The 19,124-nt window shown below is 63.9% G+C and carries 26 protein-coding genes; 4 read left to right on the top strand and 22 right to left on the bottom strand.

Features of this window, described 5'->3' with window-relative positions; translation table 11 throughout:
• Positions 1-51: 51 nt before the first annotated feature.
• The 14 genes from AC5Y2L_RS25340 to AC5Y2L_RS25275 all read right to left on the bottom strand — a co-directional run bounded on the left by AC5Y2L_RS25340 (position 52) and on the right by AC5Y2L_RS25275 (position 9,213).
• Positions 52-336, bottom strand: a complete 285-nt coding sequence (locus AC5Y2L_RS25340; protein WP_499945122.1) for a hypothetical protein — start codon at positions 334-336, stop codon at positions 52-54.
• Positions 337-366: 30 nt separating this feature from the next.
• The gene (locus tag AC5Y2L_RS25335; protein ID WP_499945118.1) at positions 367-759 is read right to left on the bottom strand and encodes a hypothetical protein; all 393 of its coding nucleotides are present in this window, start codon (positions 757-759) and stop codon (positions 367-369) included.
• Between the two features lie 398 nt (positions 760-1,157).
• On the bottom strand, positions 1,158-1,493 hold the full coding sequence (locus AC5Y2L_RS25330; RefSeq protein ID WP_499945114.1) for a hypothetical protein: 336 nt from the start codon (positions 1,491-1,493) through the stop codon (positions 1,158-1,160).
• Positions 1,494-1,518: 25 nt separating this feature from the next.
• Complete coding sequence (locus AC5Y2L_RS25325) at positions 1,519-1,809, bottom strand: hypothetical protein (protein WP_499945112.1); 291 nt, start codon at positions 1,807-1,809, stop codon at positions 1,519-1,521.
• Positions 1,810-1,910: 101 nt separating this feature from the next.
• Positions 1,911-2,450 carry a hypothetical protein gene (locus AC5Y2L_RS25320; RefSeq protein WP_499945111.1) on the bottom strand — a complete coding sequence of 180 codons (540 nt, stop codon included), beginning with the start codon at positions 2,448-2,450 and terminating at the stop codon, positions 1,911-1,913.
• 401 nt (positions 2,451-2,851) lie between these two features.
• Positions 2,852-3,898 carry a DUF932 domain-containing protein gene (locus tag AC5Y2L_RS25315; RefSeq protein WP_499945109.1) on the bottom strand — a complete coding sequence of 349 codons (1,047 nt, stop codon included), beginning with the start codon at positions 3,896-3,898 and terminating at the stop codon, positions 2,852-2,854.
• A gap of 402 nt (positions 3,899-4,300) precedes the next feature.
• Entirely contained in the window at positions 4,301-4,963 is a 663-nt protein-coding gene (locus tag AC5Y2L_RS25310) for a chymotrypsin family serine protease (RefSeq protein ID WP_499945107.1), read from the bottom strand.
• Positions 4,960-5,124: an amidohydrolase gene (locus AC5Y2L_RS25305; protein ID WP_499945104.1), complete on the bottom strand. Its 165-nt coding sequence runs from the start codon at positions 5,122-5,124 to the stop codon at positions 4,960-4,962. The genes AC5Y2L_RS25310 and AC5Y2L_RS25305 overlap by 4 nt, the downstream gene beginning before the upstream one ends.
• Positions 5,124-5,393 (bottom strand): hypothetical protein, encoded by a 270-nt coding sequence (locus AC5Y2L_RS25300; RefSeq protein ID WP_499945102.1) that lies wholly within the window; start codon positions 5,391-5,393, stop codon positions 5,124-5,126. Before AC5Y2L_RS25300 ends, AC5Y2L_RS25305 begins: the two co-directional genes overlap by 1 nt.
• Positions 5,394-5,437: 44 nt before the next feature.
• Positions 5,438-5,635, bottom strand: a complete 198-nt coding sequence (locus AC5Y2L_RS25295; protein WP_499945099.1) for a hypothetical protein — start codon at positions 5,633-5,635, stop codon at positions 5,438-5,440.
• Complete coding sequence (locus AC5Y2L_RS25290; protein ID WP_499945098.1) at positions 5,632-5,967, bottom strand: hypothetical protein; 336 nt, start codon at positions 5,965-5,967, stop codon at positions 5,632-5,634. Before AC5Y2L_RS25290 ends, AC5Y2L_RS25295 begins: the two co-directional genes overlap by 4 nt.
• Positions 5,949-6,914: a hypothetical protein gene (locus tag AC5Y2L_RS25285; protein WP_499945097.1), complete on the bottom strand. Its 966-nt coding sequence runs from the start codon at positions 6,912-6,914 to the stop codon at positions 5,949-5,951. The genes AC5Y2L_RS25290 and AC5Y2L_RS25285 overlap by 19 nt, the downstream gene beginning before the upstream one ends.
• Positions 6,915-6,973: 59 nt before the next feature.
• Positions 6,974-7,204 carry a glutaredoxin-like protein NrdH gene (gene nrdH, locus AC5Y2L_RS25280; RefSeq protein ID WP_499945095.1) on the bottom strand — a complete coding sequence of 77 codons (231 nt, stop codon included), beginning with the start codon at positions 7,202-7,204 and terminating at the stop codon, positions 6,974-6,976.
• Positions 7,205-7,599: 395 nt separating this feature from the next.
• On the bottom strand, positions 7,600-9,213 hold the full coding sequence (locus AC5Y2L_RS25275) for a ParB/RepB/Spo0J family partition protein (RefSeq protein WP_499945093.1): 1,614 nt from the start codon (positions 9,211-9,213) through the stop codon (positions 7,600-7,602).
• A 263-nt stretch (positions 9,214-9,476) separates the two neighbouring features.
• On the opposite strand from AC5Y2L_RS25275, the gene AC5Y2L_RS25270 reads away from it, so the two are divergent.
• A complete protein-coding gene (locus AC5Y2L_RS25270) occupies positions 9,477-9,629 on the top strand; it encodes a hypothetical protein (RefSeq protein WP_499945089.1) in 153 nt (50 codons plus the stop codon).
• Positions 9,630-9,774: 145 nt separating this feature from the next.
• Positions 9,775-10,098 carry a hypothetical protein gene (locus AC5Y2L_RS25265; RefSeq protein WP_499945086.1) on the top strand — a complete coding sequence of 108 codons (324 nt, stop codon included), beginning with the start codon at positions 9,775-9,777 and terminating at the stop codon, positions 10,096-10,098.
• Positions 10,099-10,569: 471 nt separating this feature from the next.
• Here the strand turns inward: AC5Y2L_RS25265 and AC5Y2L_RS25260 are convergent, their stop codons facing one another.
• The 8 genes from AC5Y2L_RS25260 to AC5Y2L_RS25225 all read right to left on the bottom strand — a co-directional run bounded on the left by AC5Y2L_RS25260 (position 10,570) and on the right by AC5Y2L_RS25225 (position 16,969).
• Complete coding sequence (locus AC5Y2L_RS25260) at positions 10,570-10,851, bottom strand: hypothetical protein (RefSeq protein WP_499945081.1); 282 nt, start codon at positions 10,849-10,851, stop codon at positions 10,570-10,572.
• A 137-nt stretch (positions 10,852-10,988) separates the two neighbouring features.
• Positions 10,989-11,252 carry a hypothetical protein gene (locus AC5Y2L_RS25255; RefSeq protein ID WP_499945078.1) on the bottom strand — a complete coding sequence of 88 codons (264 nt, stop codon included), beginning with the start codon at positions 11,250-11,252 and terminating at the stop codon, positions 10,989-10,991.
• A gap of 290 nt (positions 11,253-11,542) precedes the next feature.
• Positions 11,543-11,887: a hypothetical protein gene (locus AC5Y2L_RS25250; RefSeq protein WP_499945076.1), complete on the bottom strand. Its 345-nt coding sequence runs from the start codon at positions 11,885-11,887 to the stop codon at positions 11,543-11,545.
• A gap of 12 nt (positions 11,888-11,899) precedes the next feature.
• Positions 11,900-12,337 carry a type II toxin-antitoxin system VapC family toxin gene (locus AC5Y2L_RS25245; RefSeq protein ID WP_499945074.1) on the bottom strand — a complete coding sequence of 146 codons (438 nt, stop codon included), beginning with the start codon at positions 12,335-12,337 and terminating at the stop codon, positions 11,900-11,902.
• Positions 12,319-12,558 carry a type II toxin-antitoxin system Phd/YefM family antitoxin gene (locus AC5Y2L_RS25240; RefSeq protein WP_499945071.1) on the bottom strand — a complete coding sequence of 80 codons (240 nt, stop codon included), beginning with the start codon at positions 12,556-12,558 and terminating at the stop codon, positions 12,319-12,321. The genes AC5Y2L_RS25245 and AC5Y2L_RS25240 overlap by 19 nt, the downstream gene beginning before the upstream one ends.
• A 673-nt stretch (positions 12,559-13,231) precedes the next feature.
• Positions 13,232-15,946, bottom strand: coding sequence for an ATP-dependent DNA helicase (locus AC5Y2L_RS25235; protein WP_499945069.1), 2,715 nt, complete (start codon positions 15,944-15,946; stop codon positions 13,232-13,234).
• 66 nt (positions 15,947-16,012) lie between these two features.
• Positions 16,013-16,630 (bottom strand): hypothetical protein, encoded by a 618-nt coding sequence (locus AC5Y2L_RS25230; RefSeq protein WP_499945067.1) that lies wholly within the window; start codon positions 16,628-16,630, stop codon positions 16,013-16,015.
• Between the two features lie 3 nt (positions 16,631-16,633).
• Positions 16,634-16,969, bottom strand: coding sequence for a DUF2188 domain-containing protein (locus AC5Y2L_RS25225; RefSeq protein ID WP_499945065.1), 336 nt, complete (start codon positions 16,967-16,969; stop codon positions 16,634-16,636).
• Positions 16,970-17,617: 648 nt separating this feature from the next.
• Between AC5Y2L_RS25225 and AC5Y2L_RS25220 the strand changes: the two genes are divergently transcribed.
• Both AC5Y2L_RS25220 and AC5Y2L_RS25215 read left to right on the top strand, forming a co-directional pair.
• Positions 17,618-18,007 (top strand): hypothetical protein, encoded by a 390-nt coding sequence (locus AC5Y2L_RS25220; RefSeq protein ID WP_499945061.1) that lies wholly within the window; start codon positions 17,618-17,620, stop codon positions 18,005-18,007.
• The gene (locus AC5Y2L_RS25215; protein ID WP_499945059.1) at positions 18,007-18,753 is read left to right on the top strand and encodes an RES domain-containing protein; all 747 of its coding nucleotides are present in this window, start codon (positions 18,007-18,009) and stop codon (positions 18,751-18,753) included. Before AC5Y2L_RS25220 ends, AC5Y2L_RS25215 begins: the two co-directional genes overlap by 1 nt.
• Positions 18,754-19,124 lie beyond the last annotated feature (371 nt).

The following is a 19,124-nucleotide window of genomic DNA, read 5'->3' as shown; positions in this document are numbered from 1 at the left end:
CTCCGCGGTAGGGAGTCGGCCGGGCCGTTGTGGAGTTGGGTGCCGCGCCAGCTATCCGCCGCCAGCGCGTCGTTGGTAGGTGGTGTCGTCGTTGAGCAGATGCTCGAGATGTTCGACGTAGCGCGCCAGGGCACGGACTTGAGCGGCGCCGGCTAGAGCGTGATTGTGCCAGTCCTTGACGCAGGCGTGTCCGAACAGGCCGGTGGTCCATTGCGGGTGCGGCTCGGGAATCCAGATGGCGCCATCAGGCCAACGCATGATCCCGTCGTCGCGCCACGGGGCGATGTCGGGGAGCTTGGCCAGGCCAAGTGGGCGGGACCAAAAACGCAGTCTCATGATTGTCTCCGTTCTGTGCGGACGAGGCGTTCAGACCACGGTGAGATGGGCGCCGACGCGATGGTCGAGCTGCAGGATGCGCAGCATGGCCGGGAGTTCGGTGTGGTCGCGGCGGGCGGCGACGTCGGCGCGGTTGATGAGGCGGGCGGAGGTGACGTGGTGGCCGGCGTTGAAGGCGAAGATGGCGGCCAGGGCGAGGCATTCGATGCGGGGCTGGCCGCCGAGCTGGTCGGCGATGCGGATCCATAGCAGGGCCGCGGCTAGGGGCCGGTGCTGGGCGATCTTGTGCAACATGGCCTTGTTGAAGCTGTCGTCGACGACGAGGCGCCCGGCGAGTTCGGACAGCCCGCGGGTGGGTGTGCACTTGCCGCTGACCAGTTCGGTGCGTAGGGCGGCCAGGACGGCGATGCGGTTGTAGGACATGAGTTTCTCCGTTTTGTGCGGTGATGGGCGCGCCGGTTAGCGCTGGGTGTGGGGCAAGCGGCTGAGGGTGGGCGGTCAACCCCTGTGAGGCCGCGGTGCGCGCAGCAGGGTTTTCGGCCCGCGCTCGCCGGCGCGCAGCGCCTTGGCGGGCTGGCATAGGGCCGAAAAGGTCACTCGGCCTGCGCAGCGCACCGCGGCCGTGGGTTGAGCGCTCGGGCCCCCAGCCGCTTACACTGCGCACCCCGCTGACAGGCAAAGAGGGTGAGGGGCTACGGATCTCGGGTCGCCGCCTCGGCGGCGAATCCCGCCGCAGGCGGGTGGTGAGGGGCCGGAAGAAAAAAGGGGCCCGGCCAACTCTGCGTGGTGGGGGCTGGCCGGCCCCGGTGCCGGAGACGCGGTTAGAACAGCCGGCCGGCTCGGAAGGGGTCATTGTGGCAGGGGCATCCGCAGCGCCACAGGAAGCCGGGGCGGCCAAGTTTGAGGACCACCCCGCCTTCTTGTTTGCCGCCGAGGCGCTGCGCGCAGCGGTCGTGGCGGCCTTGGTGGCAGGACTTGGTGGGCGCGTTGCGGGGCATCTCGACAATGACGGGCACACCGTTGATTTCGTCGCGGTAGGTGATCCAGCGCTGTCCGTCGCGGGTGTGGACTTTGGCGCCGCGCTTGATGATTTCGACGGGTGGTGTGGTGGATCCCGCCCATTGCTCCCAGAAGTCCGGGGTGTCGCGGTGGGCCATTGGTGTCTCCGTTCGCATGGGGCGTTTAGGGGGTGCTCAGCAGAAAGTGGGCGTCGGTCAGGTAGTAGTGGGCCAGCGTGCGCTCCTGGTCGGTGGCGTCGGCGGCGGCCAGCACGGCCTCGGCGTGGGTGCGTGCGGATTGGGCGTAGCCGCGGCGCTGCGCCGGGTCGCCGGCGGCCAGGGCGTCGTGGAGGTCGGCACGGGCGAGCAGCAGTGCGTGGGCGGTGCTGATCAGGGCGTGGTGGTGGCGGGCCGTTTCGGTGTGGCTGGTGGGGTCGTGATCGGTGCTGGCCCAGGAGTCGGGTTGTGCGGTCATGAGTGTTCTCCGTTCGGTGTGAAGGTGTTTGGTGCGTGCGAGTCGGCACGTGGGCCCGGCTGACCTCGCTGCTGGAGTCGGCCGGGCCGTGCCGGTGGTGGTTAGGCGACCTGGTAGTCCGGGCCGGTGGGGTCGGCGTCGTAGCGCTGGCCGTCGGCGAAGACCGCGATGGCGGTTTTGTGGACGCGGGACAGGACGTCGATCATGGAGAGCAGGGCGGCGCGGTCGCGGATCTGCCAGGTCAGTGGGCCGGTGTAGAGGTCGAGCCAGTGCACCCGAGCGGTTTTGAGCTTGTTGAGCGCCGATTGGGCGACGACGGCGTAGGCGGGCCGGCGGGTCCATTCGATTGACAGCGCGATGCGGGTGTCGTGCTCGTGGGTCTGGCTGCGGGGCATCGGGATCTGGGCCGGCAGGTGGATCATTTGGCCTCGGGCGGCGGCGAAGGCTTCGAGCAGGCCCTGTGCGGCATGGCAGCTGTACACAAGCATGTGGATGCCGTTGAACGTCAACGCGATCCGCGCGTCGGGGGTTCGGGCATGGTGCACGGTGATGTCGGCGTGCTGTTGGCCTTTGAGGGTTGCGATGCTGTGGGTGATGAGGGCCGGCGGGGTGCGGTGGGTGGCTGCGGTGGAGGTGGTCATGGTTTTCTCCGTTCTGCGAAGGTGTTTGGTGCGCCGGTTAGCGCTGGGTGTGGGGCAAGCGGCTGGGGGTGGGCGGTCAACCCCTGTGAGGCCGTGGTGCGCGCAGCAGGGTTTTCGGCCCGCGCTCGCCGGCGCGCAGCGCCTTGGCGGGCTGGCATTGGGCCGAAAAGGTCACTTGGCCTGTGCAGCGCACCGCGGCCGTGGGTTGAGCGCTCGGGCCCCCAGCCGCTTACACTGCGCGCCCCGCTGACAGGCAAAGAGGGTGAGGGGCTACGGATTTCGGGTCGCCGCCTCGGCGGCGGATCCGTCGCAGGCGGGTGGTGAGGGGCCGGAAGAAAAAGGGGGGCCCGGCCAACTCTGTGTGGTGGGGAGCTGGCCGGGCCTGAGGCGGGCGGGAGCGGTTACATTGTTTGCAGCATGCGGAATGCCTTGGCCTGCAGCGATTGCGCGCTGCCCGCCGCGGTGATCGTGCGAAGCGCGCGTGCGACCTCGGCGTCGTGGCTACTGCGGACGCCGCGGACCGGGACGTGGTGATCGCAGAACTCGGTGACCGCGTTGTAGGCGGCCCACCGGGTGCCGGCGATCGGGGCGATGGTGGGCGAGGACGTCCACAGTTTGACGATGCCGGCGGCGCGTTCGCGGCGATGCCGGGCAGCGGCCTCGGTGCCGGCGGAGTCGACCTCGAGCAAAGCGTGGGCGAACCCGCGCATCTGGTCGGTGTCCATCGGCTGGGCATACAGCGCGGCGGCTTCGGCTTCGAAAGCCTCGATGTAGCGCCAGCTCAGTTTCAGGGCGTTGCGGGCCTCCTGGATGGCCGCGCGCGCTCCGCCGGTGTGGCGGATGCCCCAGCTGGCTTTTGCGGAACCGATTGCCGCGCTTTGGGTATTGGCGCACACGATCCGCACCGGCGTAACAAGGCATTTATAGGCCGATGAGCCGTCGTGCGAGTTGAGCGCGGCCAGGTAAAGGTCGGTGCGGTCCTTGGAGCCGTCGCGGCCGTCGAAGACGATCGAGGTGGGCAGCTTCATGGTGACGAAGGTTTCCCGTCCGCCGCGCAGCGCCCCGGCGGTTTCGAAGTGCGCGCCCCCGCTTTCGTCGACCAGGGCATCCAGCAGTTCGCAGGACGCCTCGTTTTGCACCGGCTCGTACTTGCGGCCGACCACACCGAGGACATCCAGGTTCCCGTTGATGGGGTTGGTGCGCACGGTGGCGTAGAAGTCGGGCACGGACAGAGGTGCTGGGGTGGTGACACCGTCGGGCCCGATGATCGGCTGCTGGGGGACCTGCAGGGCCATTTTGCGCACGTTCCAGCCGGCGAGGTGGGCGGCGTCGAGGGCTTCGCGGGCGGTCATGGCGTGTCCGACGGATTGTCCTAGCCGGTGCCAGGCGTCGCTGCGCGAGTTGGCGAAGGAGACGTGTCCGTCGGTGGTGTCGAGTTCGTGTGCCATGGTTGTTTCCTTTCGTTGCAAGGGTTGTGCGGTGCGCCGGTTAGCGCTGGGGTGTGGGCAAGCGGCTGGGGGTGGGCGGTCAACCCCTGTGAGGCTGCGGTGTGCGGAGCAGGGTTTTCGGCCCGCGCTCGCCGGCGCGCAGCGCCTTGGCGGGCTGGCATTGGGCCGAAAAGGTCACTCGGTCTGTGCAGCGCACCGCGGCCGTGGGTTGACCGGTCGGGCCCCCGGCCGCTTACACTGGGCACCCCGCTGACAGGCAAAGAAGGTGATGGGCTACGGATCTCGCGACTGGGGTGGCAGGAAAAAGAGGGGCGGACCTTGGTCAGCGGGTCAGCGCTGGCCGTGCGGAGGTAGGTTAGTGGCCCGACGCCGAGACGCCGCCCGCGTTTAGGGTGTAGCGGGTCAGCGGCGAATGTTGAGTGTGGTGAAACCGTCGGCGAGGTCGGCGAAGCGCCCGTAGTCGGCGCCGGTGGCTGTTGTGTAGCCGCCGAGCCAAATGCCGATGACTTGCGCGCGGCCGCGGTGGTCGGGTATCCATACCGGGGCGCCGGAATCCCCGCCTTGGCTGGTGGTCATGTCGGCGGTGAGGTATTGGTGGGGCCCGTAGGCGGCCAGGATTGTCCCGCAGTGGGTCCCGGTGGTGACGCCGCTGCGGCAGATGGTTTGTCCTGGGCGGGGCGCGGCGCCGCGTTGGGGTTCGAGAGTCAGGTTGCCGACTTGCGGCAGGACAACGGCGTGAATGCCGAAGTCGATGAGACCGTAGTCGGCTCCGCCGGTGTGTGGGGGGTCGACGACTGCGCGCACGAAGGTTCCGGTGTCGGCGCTGTCCTGGTCGCGGACGTGCTGGCCGGGCGTGCGTTGACAGTGCCCCGCGGTGAACGCGTAACTGTGGTGGTCCGCGGTGAACGGGTAGCCCAGGGTGCAGACGTCGGAGTCGACGTCGATGCGGTCACCGGCGCTGATGAGCGTGACGGCGGCGTGTGCGGGTGTCGGTGCCGTCGGTGTTGCGCAGAGCAGCACGCCAGCGCCCGTGAGGGCGCCGGCGGCAAGGCGGGCGGCTTTCATGTGCGGCGCGCGCGGCGTTCGGCGCGGATTTGGCCTCGCGCAGTGAGGGTGTCGATCCAGGTGCGCGCGGTGTGCGCGGAGCGCGTGACGCGGGGACTGGCGGTGACCGCGGCGGCAGCGCGGCGGGCGATGACAGCTTCTGCGGCGGTGGACGCGCCCATTACGGGGTGTCCTTCTCGACCAGAATGTGCACCACGGCGTAGGCGGCGCGCACGTAGCGCAGGCCGTCGTCGAGGAAGGTGGCGATGTCGCGGCCGTCGCGGCCGTCGATGAGGTCGAGATCGTAGAGCTGGGGGCTGCGCAAGCGGCTGAGGGTGTCAGCTGCGCAGCGCATCGACTCGACGGCGGCGGTGAGCTCGGCGAGCAGCTGGTGGCGGGAGGCGGCGATGTGCGCGTCGCGGTCGTCGTCGAGGATCGTGGTGGGGGTCATCGTGCGGGTCTCCTTCGGGTTGATGGGTGAGTGGTGGTGGGGGGCTAGGTGAGCCCGAGGCGGGCGGTGATGCGCTGCACGGTTCGGGTGGTCGTGTACAGGCGCCAGGCGATGAGTTCTGGTGTGACGCGGCGGTACATGCGCCGCACGGCTTCGTCGCGTTCGGTTCGCCGTAGCCGCAAGCGCATGCCGTCTGTGGCGACTTGGGTGATGGCCAGTTCGTCGAGCAGTTCGGTGGTCATGGGTGTGCTGTCTCCCGTGGTGCGCTCGGGTAGGGGTCCGGCTCGCCGCGTTCGTGGCGCAGGAGTGCGGTGAGCTCTTCGATTCCGGTGGTGGCGCTGACCGTGTGACCCAGCAGGGCCAGGTGGCGGCGGCGTTTGCTGTCGGGGACGAACGCGCGAAATGCGTCCTCGGGGTGCGTCCAGTGCCGGCTGCCGGGTTCTTGGGGATGCCAGCCGTGGATGCGGCCGTATCTGTCGCGCAGCGTCCAGCCGGCGGTGGTGGCGGCGTCGGGACGGTATTTGACGTCGACCAGGATGCGGTATTCCTCGGTGGTCAGCGGCGCGGTGAACATGCGGATACCTTCTGGGTGCAGTGAGTCTGGTGAAGCTGCTCAAGTTGGGCGGCGCTGAGGGGGTGCAGGCCGCCGAAGCGATGCTGGGGGTTCCATAGCCCGGCGGCCACGTGGTCGGTGAGGTCGGCTTTGGGGTGGGTGGGGGCGGGTAGCAGCAGCTGCACCTCGGATGTCAGCGGGCTCAGCGCGGCGTGCAGGTGCAGGCCGCGCTGATAGCCGGCGGCGTCGCGGTCGACGACGATGAGGACTTTGCGGTCGGTGAGGTCGGCGAGCAGTTCGGGCGGAAAGTTTGCCGCGCCTTGCGCGTTGGTTGTGGCCACGCAACCACGGGCGGCGGCGGTGTCGGCGTCTTTTTCGCCTTCGACCAGCCACACCCATTGGGTGGGATCGGCGGCCGCGAGGTCGCGGGCGCGGTAGAGCACGGGGCGAAAGTCGGCGGGTTTACGCCATGCCCAGTCGCGGGCGTGGCGGTAGCGCTGCAGAAACCGCTTGTGAGTGGGTGCGCGGCAGTGGCATTCGTCGCGCAGGACCTGTTGCACGGGTTGACCGGATGCTGTGGTGTAGGTGTATACCCGCACGCGCTGCCAGCGGTGTGCGGGGTGGGCAGGCGGCGGGGTCGACGAGGCGCGGGTGTGGGCATGTGGTCGCGGTGTGATGGTCGGCCCACCGGCGCGCGTGGCGTCGTCGAAGAGGTCGCTGGGACGCAGGCCCAGGGCCGCGGTGAGCTCGCCGATGGGGGCTTGGCAGGCAAAGCAGTGCAGCAGCACCAGGCCGGGGCGACCTGGCCGGGCGGTCCAGGTCATCGACAGGCTTGGCGTGGTGTCGTCGTGCAGGGGGCAGGAGGCCATCAGCGCGTGCTGGCCGCGGGTCCGCCAGGTGGCGCAGCGGGTTTCGACCGCGTTGCGCACGGTGTCGAAGGCGTGCCCGGGGTGCGCCTGTGTCGTCATTGCAGGGGTCTCCTTCGTTTGGTCGGCGTTGCGGTTGTCGTGGCCGCCCGGTGGGGTGGTTACGCGGCGAGCCGGCTCAGCAGGTCGGGCCGGAATCCACTGAAGTGGTTGTCGGGGCCGGCATAGATGACCGGAGCGGATAAATACCCCAGCGCCATTACGAAATCCCGAGCCTGGTTGTCAGTGGAGACATCGACGCGCCGATAGTTGACACCCAATCTGTCGAGGCTGCGGAATACCGCGTTGCACTGGACGCATCCCGGTTTTGTGTAGACCGTGATTTCGCGCATTTTGATCTCCCTCGGTCATAAAGGTTGGGCGGCTCTCGTATGACTTAATTTTAGTTCCAGCGGTGGGGTTATTGGTGGTCGGAGAAAATATTGTTGATAACTTTTTTCATGTGGAATGCCAATTGTTAGTGGCTTGATTTCTCAGGGCTCTCTGCACTACTGAAAGCTGCTGAGCTAGAACGGGTGAGCGGTTCAGAGTTTAGGGTTTACCGGAGGCCGCGAGGGGTGGGACAACCGGGAATGTATTTGATCGCCGAAACTAGCGCGGGATACAGAACCGCGCTCGTTCAACAACACGTTAATAACCCTCTCCACGCTGTTCGGGGGCATAAAGAATCAGCGGGTGGGGCTTGAAGTGCTGTATCCGCCCCACCCGCTGCTGGTGAATGGTGGTTTTATTCTTGGGTCTCGCGGTAGACGTTGTCGGCGTTGCGCTGCTTGGTCACGATTTCTTCTACCGGGCTCAGGGTGTAGCCGTTGGCCGCCAAGAATTGCAGGTATTCCGCGGAAGATACGGTGGTGCGCCAGGCGCTTCCCGCCGATCGCCAGGAGTCTTTGGGGCAGCGGGATTCCAGGGCGCCCAGGACCAGGCCTAGGGTGATGACGTGGGCGCGTCCGTCGCCGCTAGCGGTCAGGTCAGCGGCGAGTTTGCGCAGGGTGTCGGTGCTGGCAACGCCGAGCAATTCGGCGGCGACATCGTAGGCGTGGTAGTCCTCGAGAAGCCGCTGATCGCGTGTCAGGCAGGTGGCTACGAAGATGCCGGCGCCTTTGGGTGGCGTTTTGCGCGCTAGGAGCTTTTCTTTGATGAATGCCCTGCGCACTGTCTTCGCGGCGGCACCGAGTTTATTGAGCGCGAGCACTTTACGGCGTTCGCGCCGTTCGGCTTCCTCCCGCTCGGCGGCCTGCTGGTGCGCGTCTTGCCCGTGCCTGTCGGGATGCTCACCGGTGGCGCTACTGCCTGACGGTACGGTGTAGTCGGGCACGTGAAGGCCAGCGCCGACATGATCCATGCAGAACCATTCGGGGCTGAATGCGATTCGCTCCGTGATGTTTTCGGCGTGGTGCAGGCCTTCGGCGGGCTCCTGGTCGGGGTGGCCTTCGGTGTCCCAGTCGATCGCATCGCGGTCGACGGGCTCGCCGGTGGATTTGTCGACGTATTCGGTGTCCTCCGACAGCAGGACCGCCCAGTGGGCCGGATCGGTGATGGCGTCCTCGGTGGCTGGGTCGCCGTCGCTGGTGAGCAGGCGGGCCAGGCTGACGTAGCGGGTGTCGCGGTAGCCGGGGTACTCGTCCAGCACGGTGTAGCCCTGCGCCGTATAGGCTTGTGCGGCTTCGCTGTACGCTTTGTCGGCCTCGCGGGCCTGGCGCAGCTGGGCCAGCTTGTGGTCGAAGAACCGCGTCCCGGCTGCGCGCAACAGTTCTGCGGTCGCCGCCTCGTCGCCGTCAAAGTCTGCCACCGCGGCTGCCTCGGTCAAGGTGAGCTGGCCGCCGTCGAGGCCTTCCATCGCCGCCGCCGAGTTGACCGCTGCCGCAGCAGCTTTCACGGTGGCTCGGGGAACCGACAACTTCTTTGCCACCCGCGTGACGGAGACTCCCGAGTCGAGGATCTGTTGGATGCCGCGGGCGCGTTGGGCATCGGTGAGCCCACGGCGCTGGTCGTTCTCCACGATCTGCTCGCTGACCCGCGCGACGAGCTCCTCGGTGTCATCGGCGCCCCCGGCGGGGCGCACATAGACCGGGACAGTGGTCAGTCCCGCCTCGCGGGCAGCCAGTACCCGGCGCTGACCGGCCCGCACTCGCACCTGGCCATTGACATCGCGTACGCCCGCGATCGGGATCAGCACCCCGTGTTCTTTGATGCTGGCCACGAACTGCGCGTCAAGGTCGGCGTCGGTGCGAACATTGGCTTCAAGCGCCAGCGTTTGGGGGTTGATGTGCTCAACGACGCCCAACGCAGCGCTGCCGTGGGTGGCGTCGTCTGGTTGCTCGGTAGAGATCATCTCGGTCATTTCAGTACCTTTCGGGATTGGTGAGCGTCCCGTGGGCCGCCCGTTCTTTTTGCCTTTTGGCACTGAAGATGTGGGCCGGCGCGAAGGCCGCGAAGCGCAAGGTCCGGGCGCGAAGTTTTCCCAGCGAGCCCCCGGGGCGAGCGGGCGGGAAAACTGAGCGAGCCCTTGGGGCCCGAAGCGAAGCGAAGGCCGTGTCCTTGCGTGCAGCGGACTGCCGGCCACAATCGACAGGGCAAAAGGCAAAAACGCCGTAGGCTGAACCCATGTTCGAATCGGCGTTGACGCGCGCATTCCTGACCGACCCGCAGTTCCGGATTCCCAGCTGGCAGGTGCGCTGGATAGTCACCGGCCAGCTAGACCGGCGAGCTCCGCGATTCGATATATCTTTTCCGGCCGCCGGTCCCTCGTGGATGTGATGCCAGGACCGGCGGCCACTATCCAAGCTGCCTCTGTTGACCGAATTCCTGGCCGCAAGCTCCGGGCTTCAGCCCGGAGTGAGGCCATCCCGTTTGTCGCCGGGTGTTTGGGGGAGCCTCGAAGAAGACGTGCATAATCGCAAGTATGTTCGATAGATGGCGCGACGATGCTAACTATCCGACGCTGCATCGAGTGGAGCGCGATGTCCTCGTGGACGTATCTCGGGTCTTCCCGCCAGCGAGCTACCGCAGACAGGACGAACTGCCCCTGTGGCTGAAGGCGGGCGGGTTACGCCTGGCGCCGTCGATGCGCGCGCGGCAGGTCGCGTGGGTTCGGCGCGCCTCAGACGGAGGATGGCTGGCTGTTGTGCTGATGCCAGCAGGCAGTGCCAACGGCCAGTCGAGCGTCACGATGCAACTTTGGCTGGAACCCGACATGATCACTATTGACACCGCGGGGGGTTATTGAGGCCAACGGGCCCGACACCGAACGGTCTGGTGAGGTCGCGGTCGCAAATGTCTTGTCCCAGAACAGTTGACGTTCCTGCAAGCGCGGCGCACCGACGAGGTGGGAAAGATTCGTTCTGCAAGCCCGGACGCTTAGCACAGAGCGGCGCGGTCGCGTACACGCGCGTCGGCGCGAAAATCGCGCCCCTGACGGATCTTGACCCTGAGGATGTCGGCGACAATCTCTACTTAGGGGTCATCTGGGCACGTCTGGGTGGCACCATCGTGGGGCGGCGATGAGTAACGCCAGCTGTGGCTTGTGCCCGGTCCTCCACCTTCCGATCAACTCACTTACGTGCTAGCGCAAGCCACCATCGGCGCCGCTCATGGCCTACTGCATATTGCCCACCTCAAAACCCAAGACCTCGATGCGCGGTTCGCAAGACGGGTGGTGTTGTTCGCGGGCGGTGGGACGGCTGAGTTTGACGCGTGTTTAGCCGCCCTGGGCCAGAGCCCCGATAGCGGTGGCGATGGCGTGCAGGTCCCAGCGCAGCCCGAGCTGCACTGACTTAGCTTGCGCCACTGCGGCGTGCGCAGCGGCGAGGTTGGCGCGGGCAGCGATGTGCGCGTAGCGATCAGCCTGCGAGAGCTCGTCTAACGGCACGTCGTGTGGGCCTGACATGTCTAGGAGGGATTCTGCGGTGTCGAGCTCGAGCTGGGCATGTCCCAGGTGATGGCTGATCATGTCCTCTAGGCGACGTTCATCGTCCGTCATGACAAAACTCCTTGGTTGCTTGCTTTCTACAGGACTTTGGAATATCAAGACGCACAAGTAATTACGGGTCCATTCTTAGCGCGGTTGCGAGGAACCGGCGGTCGACGTGGCCATGGTCGGCCGGACGCCTCCTGCCATTAGGGGTGCGGGAAGATCGCTTCGATTCGAGGCCCGTCGGTGGACCAGAACACTTTATAGGGTGGATGGCCGATGACGGGTAGTCGCATCCGAATGCCGCCGGGAGTGGTGATCGCTGTGGAGAGGGACTGGGCTTGCCCGGGCCGCCGGAAGATGAATTCGATGGTGTCCAGGACGCTGTTGTACAAGCCCACGTCCGGGCCGTTCTCCAGCGTGTCGAGCTGGGCGTCGGCGACTTCGGAGTAGTGTCCTTCCACGCTCACGTTCTGCGGGACCGGGCGCGACGTACCGTTGGGGATGCGGTGGCACGCGCCAGAAGTTCGCGCAGTTCGGGATCGGTGTCGAACTCATGCTGAGCGTTCGTTACTACCTGCGCTGGCTGCAAAAGGACACTGCCATCTGGGTTTTCGCGCATCACGAAGCGCTGGTTGGGGCGGCCGGGTAGCACCGCGCGGCTACGACTATCGGTTTCGACCAATGCTAGTTCAGTCACTACCCCACAATAGCCCATTTTCCCATAATGGGTTGGGTCGGCGAAACGGGTTGGTGCCCGTCACCATCCGGGGTAGGCGATCAATAGGTCGGCGATCGCTCTCCGTCGGGGTTCGTCGAGGCTGGCGGCGATGTCACTGAGGCCATTGGCGTCGAGCTGTCGTAGAAGTTCGCCGCCGGGCTCGGAATTGTAAAAGCTGACCAGTGCTGCCAGGAACATGGCTTCTCCTGAGGACAGCCAGCCAATCGCCTCGCGGATGTCGGCGACTCGGGGCGGCAAATCCCACTTGCTGGCCGCATTCTCTGCTGGCGTGTTGCCGTCGGCGAACCATTGTTGCCCGGCGATGTGCACACCGCGTTGCCAGGCTTCGAAGAATGCGGCGTCGTCGTAGAACGGTGTCGACATGTGGTCTCCTGCTTACACTTTGAGGGTAGGGGTGAGGGCAGCATGCAGTATCTGCTGGTCTCGGGTCGCGATGGTGAAGTTGCGCCGGGTCGCCTGAGATACGAGCATGCGGTCAAACGGGTCGCGATGCTCCCAGGGCAGCCGGCCAGCCAGGATCGCGTCAGCCGACTCGATCGCGAGTTCGGTGGCGGACATGTCCTTGATGATGGCGGACCAGGCCGACAGAAGGACCTCGCCCTCAATGCGACCCAACCGGGTCTTGATGGCGATTTCCCACGCTGAGGCCGCCGACACCCACACCGTGCAGCCCCGCTGTGCGATAACGTCGCGAGCCTTGGGGGCCACCTGTTCGGGTGTGGATACCAACCACAGCAGCGTGTGCGTGTCGAGAAGCATGTCTCGGGGCGGGAACCCCGCGGGACCGGCCGGGGTCACGAGTTGGATTCCCATGCGGCCAGTTCGGATTCCGGTAGTGGATCGTCGAAATTCTCCGGCACAGCCAGGTTCGGCAGTTGGCCGAAGCGCCGGGGCATCTCACGCACAGGCGCCAGAACGGCGACCGGCCGCCCGTGCGTGGTGATGGTCACCGATGTTCCGGTGCGTTGCACTTCGGCCAGCAGCGCGTTGAGGGTGGCCTTGGCTTCGGTGCTGGTGACAGTTTTTCGGTTCACATACCGTAGGGTAGCAGCGACGAGTCAGTCTGACTAGATGCACTAGGCCGACTAGTTGACATAATATCCGTTACAAGCGGTACGCGAACGCGCAAAGCTTTCGCCAACCTGCCGGCTGTGGCGGCAGCGCCGCGCCGCAAAAACGCGAGCGCGGGCCATGAAATGCTTGCGGGGCCAATGAAAAATATGATTGTCTGTCCTCGTTAATTTTCGGCGCGGCTTACCAGATTCAATGACAACGACACGCGCTTGCCCCAATTACAGTGAAAAAGCCGCGACGTCCATGAGAGTCTCCACATGCGGCTGACGCGATCTTTGGTAGTAAACGTCACAGTGACAAAATGGGACCTCACGATGGGCAGTGAGCACTGGCGACATCTCTGGTACGCAACGACTTTCATGTTGTGCTTAATCCTGGATTCGGGCAGCGCTCGGATCTTGCAAACAATCCACAGGCGGTCGACACTATGTCGTGATTTGCGATGTGCCGGATACCGCGGATTAGTGTTGACTGCATCATTATGCGTCTACAGCGGTCTGTAGTTCCGGATGCAATCATGCTGCGTGCCTGAAGGTTCCGTATCGTTTCATGGATAATCTTCATTATCCATGAGATTGCGGCCGGTCGACAGCCAGGGACGGGAACCGCATCTATCGCGCGCTAAGACGTTAACTACGTGCCTCGGCGTGGCGACAAGCCGATGGGCGCAACCTTTCGTCTGGCTCTTAGGAGCTCAACGTCCTTGCCAGGGGCCTTTCGGACGAGGCCGTTCAGAACTGCATGTTGAGTCTCCGGGGTCCAGAAGATCTTCAAATGCTCACGGGCTCTGGTGATCGCCGTATAGAAGATGTTGTGCGAGATATCGTCCTCGTTGGCGTCGGTAATCACGACCTTCACGGAGTCGTATTCAAGTCCCTGCGCTTTGTGGATTGAGACGGCGTAGGCGACCTGGAAAGGCACTGAGGTATCCGATGATTCGTCGTCATCATCGGTGCTACCCGGTTGGTAGACGTCGAAGCGGACGGTGGAGTCACCCACGTACTCAAGGTCATACCCCTCAACGTCGATCGCCGTGACAGTACGATCGAGCCAGACGTCAAATTGAACGTGATCTGGGTAGGCAACGATGTCGACTATCCTGCCCTTGAGGTTGTTGAAGATCAGTGGTTTGAAACGGTCAGTGTCATTGAAGAGCACCGGGTCGTCGACTTTGTAAACTGTGACGCCCCAGACGGCTTCCTTGCCCGGGTTACTGCTCTGCAGGAAGCGATTGACATTATTGATGCCATAGAGGCCGTCGTAGTTTAGGCAGAGGATGATCTCATCGCCCCGCTGCGCCTCGAACAGCGAACGGTCGAGCACAGTCGAATAGCTGTTCTGCGCGATCAACTCCTCGATACCGTCGTCGAGGTGACGAACCTTGGACCAGAAATCAAGGAGCGCTTGATTGTTCGTCCGGTATGGCTTAGTGAGCTCGAACACCGATTCCTCCGGCAGGAATGTGCGCATAATGCTGAACCAGTTTCCAAACTGAATTGACTCGATCTGGTAGACGTCACCGACAAGAACCAACAGCTTGAACGACATCTTCTCCAGCAGCCTCAGCAGATTGGCGTTGTCGACCGTGCTGCACTCGTCGATGACCAGAATGTCATACTCTGGCTGACCAGTCAGCCAGAGCTGCCTGACAATGGTGCGAAACTCGCTGTTCTGGGCGGACACCTTGCGCTCCAGGTTGTCCTTGGCCGGGTTGGTGTGCGCGAGGAACAGCTTCTTCTTGTCCCCGAAGTAGTTCGCGATGTAGTTGACCATCGTGGACTTGCCAGTGCCGGCTGCACCATAGATAAGGGCGACACGGGATTTGGTGAACAGGGACTTCAGTGCCGCCTTCTTCGCATCGTCGTCGATATGTAGTTGGGTCTCGTCCAGCCAACGCTCGACCGCTTGATGGTAACCATCGACTCCGGAAGCGGCACGCTCCTGGAGCTTATTGATGATCGCGACGGTGCCGTCCTCGTATTCTCGCAGGAACAGGTGACCCTTGTCCTTCAACAGATTTCGCCCTGGGTGCTTGTAGTAGACGTTGGCGTTGTACTGAGCCATCAACTGATCAACCGGACCAAGATCTTCAACTTCAGACACCGGCGTGTAGAGCATTCCGTATCGCTCGACGTTGATCTGTACTCGGCGCGCAAGCAGCTCGTGCGTACGTCCGGTCGCGTCGAGGCTTGCGGCCCGATCGGAGAAGCGCGGATTGTGCTTTTGAGGCGAAGTGCAGAACGGCATGTCGTCGAATGGTTTACATCCCCACCCGAGCCGCAAGTTGGAAAGCCCGCTGCACTGCTCGGGATAGAACTGGAGCTTGATGATCCGATTGTTCATTGAGAGCATCAAGTAGCGGAGAACGTTGTAACCCGGCGACTTTGCCCGGATGATTTGGCGGGCCATATCTAGCACAGGAAATATCTGAGGCTTCTGGATACGCTGCAGCACAATGCCTCTGATATGAGAGTACCGGGCGTCCGCCATATCCATGAGGTCCAGGAGGCTTGCCGAGGTGTCGGTCAGGAACCGCATTAGATTTCGGTGCTCGGCGCTAGTACCGACGTTGGTTAACTGACCAAAGATCTTGGCGAAGTTGTCGAATTCGCACGGCCGGATCGATACCGCCCACTCTCGGATGATGGTGATGGGCATGGTCTGGTCGAGTACCTCGATTGAGTCAGACATCAGCGTCAGGTTCGCCGCGTACTTGTCCGTCATGTCGATGTCAGTGAAGGCAATAATCCGATCGAACTTGTTCACCTTGTCAGTGATGTTGGAGAAGGTGACCTCGTAGTAGATTCGCCCACCCGTAAAGAACGGCCGCACCATGTGGATGTAGTAGCGATTCCGGATTCCCTGTTCGACAGGAATTTCTCGGGATATCGCGATGCGCTGAGCGATCTTCCAGTGATATTCCTGCAAGGACGGGTCGAGGTCCACCGGGAATTTCTCAAGGTTGTCGAGGATGTCGATGCCGCATCGATCATGGAGTACCGCCCGAGTCCGGAGTAGGAACTCGTAGTACTTCAGCATCAGACGCTCCGACGCGTCGCCCTCGAAGGTGTAGTGCGACACGCTCATCTGGAGCAGCTCGTGGAAGCGGTGGATGAAGTTGATCTGCTTGTTCTGCGATCCGATCCAATCGATGGCGGCCGCCGTGGCGCCATAGTGAAACTCGGCTTTACCGTCCTGAAGCTGAAGGCGAAGTGCGACAGCCTCCACGAGGTTCCGAAGCTGCGACAGCATGTTCTGCGACAGTAAAGGACGGTCCTGATCTAGGGCATCAATGTTGCCCGAGATATTCGCGCCGATACTCAGGATCTGGGCATCAACCGTTGCCATCCACTCTCCTTCCCTCCGCACAAATTGGGGTCAGTTCGTCGGCGTCACCATTCCAGGCTGAGAGCCTTACGCCACGTCCCTGATGGAATCGACCATCGAGGTGAACGCTGCCGCCTCGCCGCTCAGCCACGCATCGAATCCCCGGCGCCGCCTGGCGGCATGGTAGATCCGCCCACGGCGCACATCGAGCACCGTCGGGCGGCCAGCGCTGTCAGGGAATGTCACCTCCATGAGGCGGATGGCTGCCTGGACGGCGTCACGGGACAACTCGGGATCCTTGAGGTACGGCCAGACGAGGTGCTTATCGCGGCGCTGATGCCACGTGAACTTCGGTGATACGCGAACCTCCAGATCGCCGCCACACCAGCGAAGCGGCTGTGAGAAAACTTCGAGGTCCTTCCGATGGCGCCATCCGGCCCACCCCGACGCGAGCGTTTCATAACTCGCCCTGCGCCGCGCTGTGCACTCCTCAACGGCACGTCGCATCCGGGTAACATCGTCGCCATTGGCAATGCCCTCGCTGATCGCCAACCGGATCGGACGGTAGAAATCATGGGCGGGCTCGTACCCCCCAAACTCGTTGCCGATGACGGTCTGGACGGCGGTTATACGGCCGCTTGCGGTGGCCGCGGCGAAGTCGACGAAACCGCCGAGAGTGACGCTCGTGCTAATTGGTTCCGTCACTGATCAGCCCTTCGGCGGGTATGGATCGTTGCCGGGCGCGACGGAGTCGGAGTCACGGATCCGACCATTCCGGCCGTGAGTACGGACCTCACCACCACCATCGTTACGGACAATCTCCTTGGCTCGCCGGATCGCCTCACCTTGGGTATTGGTATGACCGCTAGACCGGCTACCGCCCGGTTTCTTGATGTCCCACCCGCCCTTCGGGTTCAACACGACGTGCCGGGCGTTAGTCCCCTTTTTGTTCGCCACTGCAGGGCTCCTTGCACTTGGTTCCCCACACACGGACCTTCCGCGCGTGTGCCGAAGTCCAAGGCCGGATGGGCGGGTAACCGCCATCCCCTGCAAACGGAGGTGTACCGTCAAGACCTGCCGACCAAGCAGCCAAGCGGTCCCAGACCGTGGACTTCGAGCCCGAACCGTCTCCGGTCTGGACTGCTCGGATCATAAGCCTGCTTCACGACGAGCCCCGGCAAGCCGAACTGCCAGCTTAACTGCCACCTTGGGGATAACGGCCTGTTTGCTTAACCGGGGCGATGTAGATACCGCCCAAAGCCGCAGGTCAGCGGTTGGCGGGGTGTGGTTACACCAGTGTAATTCGTTGTGAAGAAAGCTTGCCGAATTCGCAGAGTCGTCGGCGTGTCGTGTTCAACCTCAAATGGTTCATCGGGGCCGCGGACGTGACCTAAAGCGGTCGTTCTCACATACTGCGCATTGCTGGGCTTGTAGCCCACCCCATCATCGGCGACTAGGAGCGCGTGGACATGCACGTCGTGCAAGCCGTCGGCGTCGCACCGGTGCGTGTGGCGCAATCGCAAATGCTTTGATCGTACAGGCGTTCGGATACAGGCCATACGCTGGCGCGGCAGCTGTCCTGGGGTAATACCGCGGCTGGGGCGATACACGCCAGGCGAGTCTCCGGCGACTCTGCGTAACCGGGTGTGTGAAAGCACATGTGATGTACTGTGGGATTGGAGGTGTTTTCCGATGCTGACATCGGCTCGACCGGACCTGGATGCGTATAACGCCGCGCTCACGATGAGCACGGCTGAACTGGTCAGCAATCTGCGCGACTTGCTTGGCGCCAAGCTGGTCGCCTACCTGGGCAAGGTCAAGGAAACCCGCGCTGTGCGGCAATGGGCAGAAGGCACGCGGGAGGTCGCCAATCCGGCCGACGTGGATCGGCTCCGAGTCGCCTACCGCGCCGCTAGCGTGATCACCCACCGTGATGGCAAGCAGGTCGCCCAGGCCTGGTTTCAGGGCCTCAACCCGCTGCTTGATGACTGCTCCCCGGCCCGGCTGTTGCGCGAGGGTGATCTGGAGACCGTTGGGCCTCAGGTGCTCACGGCCGCCCGCCAGTTCGCCGCCGTGGGGTGATGTCTGACCCGGTTCGTATTGGCACGCCCCACGGTGTTCTGCACGGCGTCCGCCTCCACGGCGTGCGCGTGCACCGTGTCGGCTATCAGCCAGACCCGTGGACCTGGACCCCATGGGAGTACGCCGGGGATGACGGCCGGTTTCACGGCCGGTGGGATGACCCGCACGGCACCTGGCGCACCCTCTACCTGGGCGCCTCACCACTGGCGTGCTACCTGGAGGTGCTCGCCCGGTTTCGCGCAGATCCATACATGGAGGTCGAGATGGCCGAGATCGTCGACAACGATGTCGATGGCCACCTCTACCCCACCGCCCCAGCCGGCCGGGTTCCCCGCAGCTGGTGCGAACCGCGTCTGCTCGCTTCGGGACGGCTGAGCGGAGTCTTTGGCTTGCCGGGCCATCAACAGTCGCTGCCCACTTTGCGCAGAGCCTTCCTGCACACCGCGCGATCGTTGGGACTCGCCGATCTTGACGCTGCCGCGATCCGCGACAGCCGGCCGCGCGCACTGACCCAGGCCATTTCCGCCTGGCTCTATACCCTGCGAACACCGGCCGGCGAGCCCCTCAACGGGATCCACTTTCAGTCCCGCCACGGTGACGGGCTGCTGCTGTGGGCCGTCTATGAACGCGACCCAGCCGCGAGGACCCCACCCGAAGTCGGTCCGGACGGCTCTGCGCCGATCACCACCGACGACCCTCAACTGTTGGAGGCCATGCGGCTACACCACCTCAATTGGGCCGATTAGCGACGTATTTCGCATATCGCTTTGCACAGTGGCGGTTATAGCCCTCAGGATCTCGCCTGAAGAATGTTGTGGGGCAACGAGTTACTGTGGCATTCATGGATAATTGCTATTATCCATGCAAATTGCCGCATATTTCATCAGATGAATCAATCCGCACCTCCGCGGCACAGCCGGTTGAGCGAATCTCCTCGCACGAAAATTGGCTTTGAACTGGCGATTTGACGCCACCGCGATCGTGCCTGCGGTGGTTGTTGTGAGTGACGCCGCTGAAACAACCCAAAGCGCAACGCTTACGGGTGCTGTACGTACCTGCACCGATGTGGTATTGATTCATTGGGTGATTCAATGATTCATCGAATGAGACCACGGTG

Source organism: Mycobacterium sp. NGS66 (genome assembly GCF_059812225.1).
This window is presented reverse-complemented; position numbering and strand designations above follow the sequence as displayed.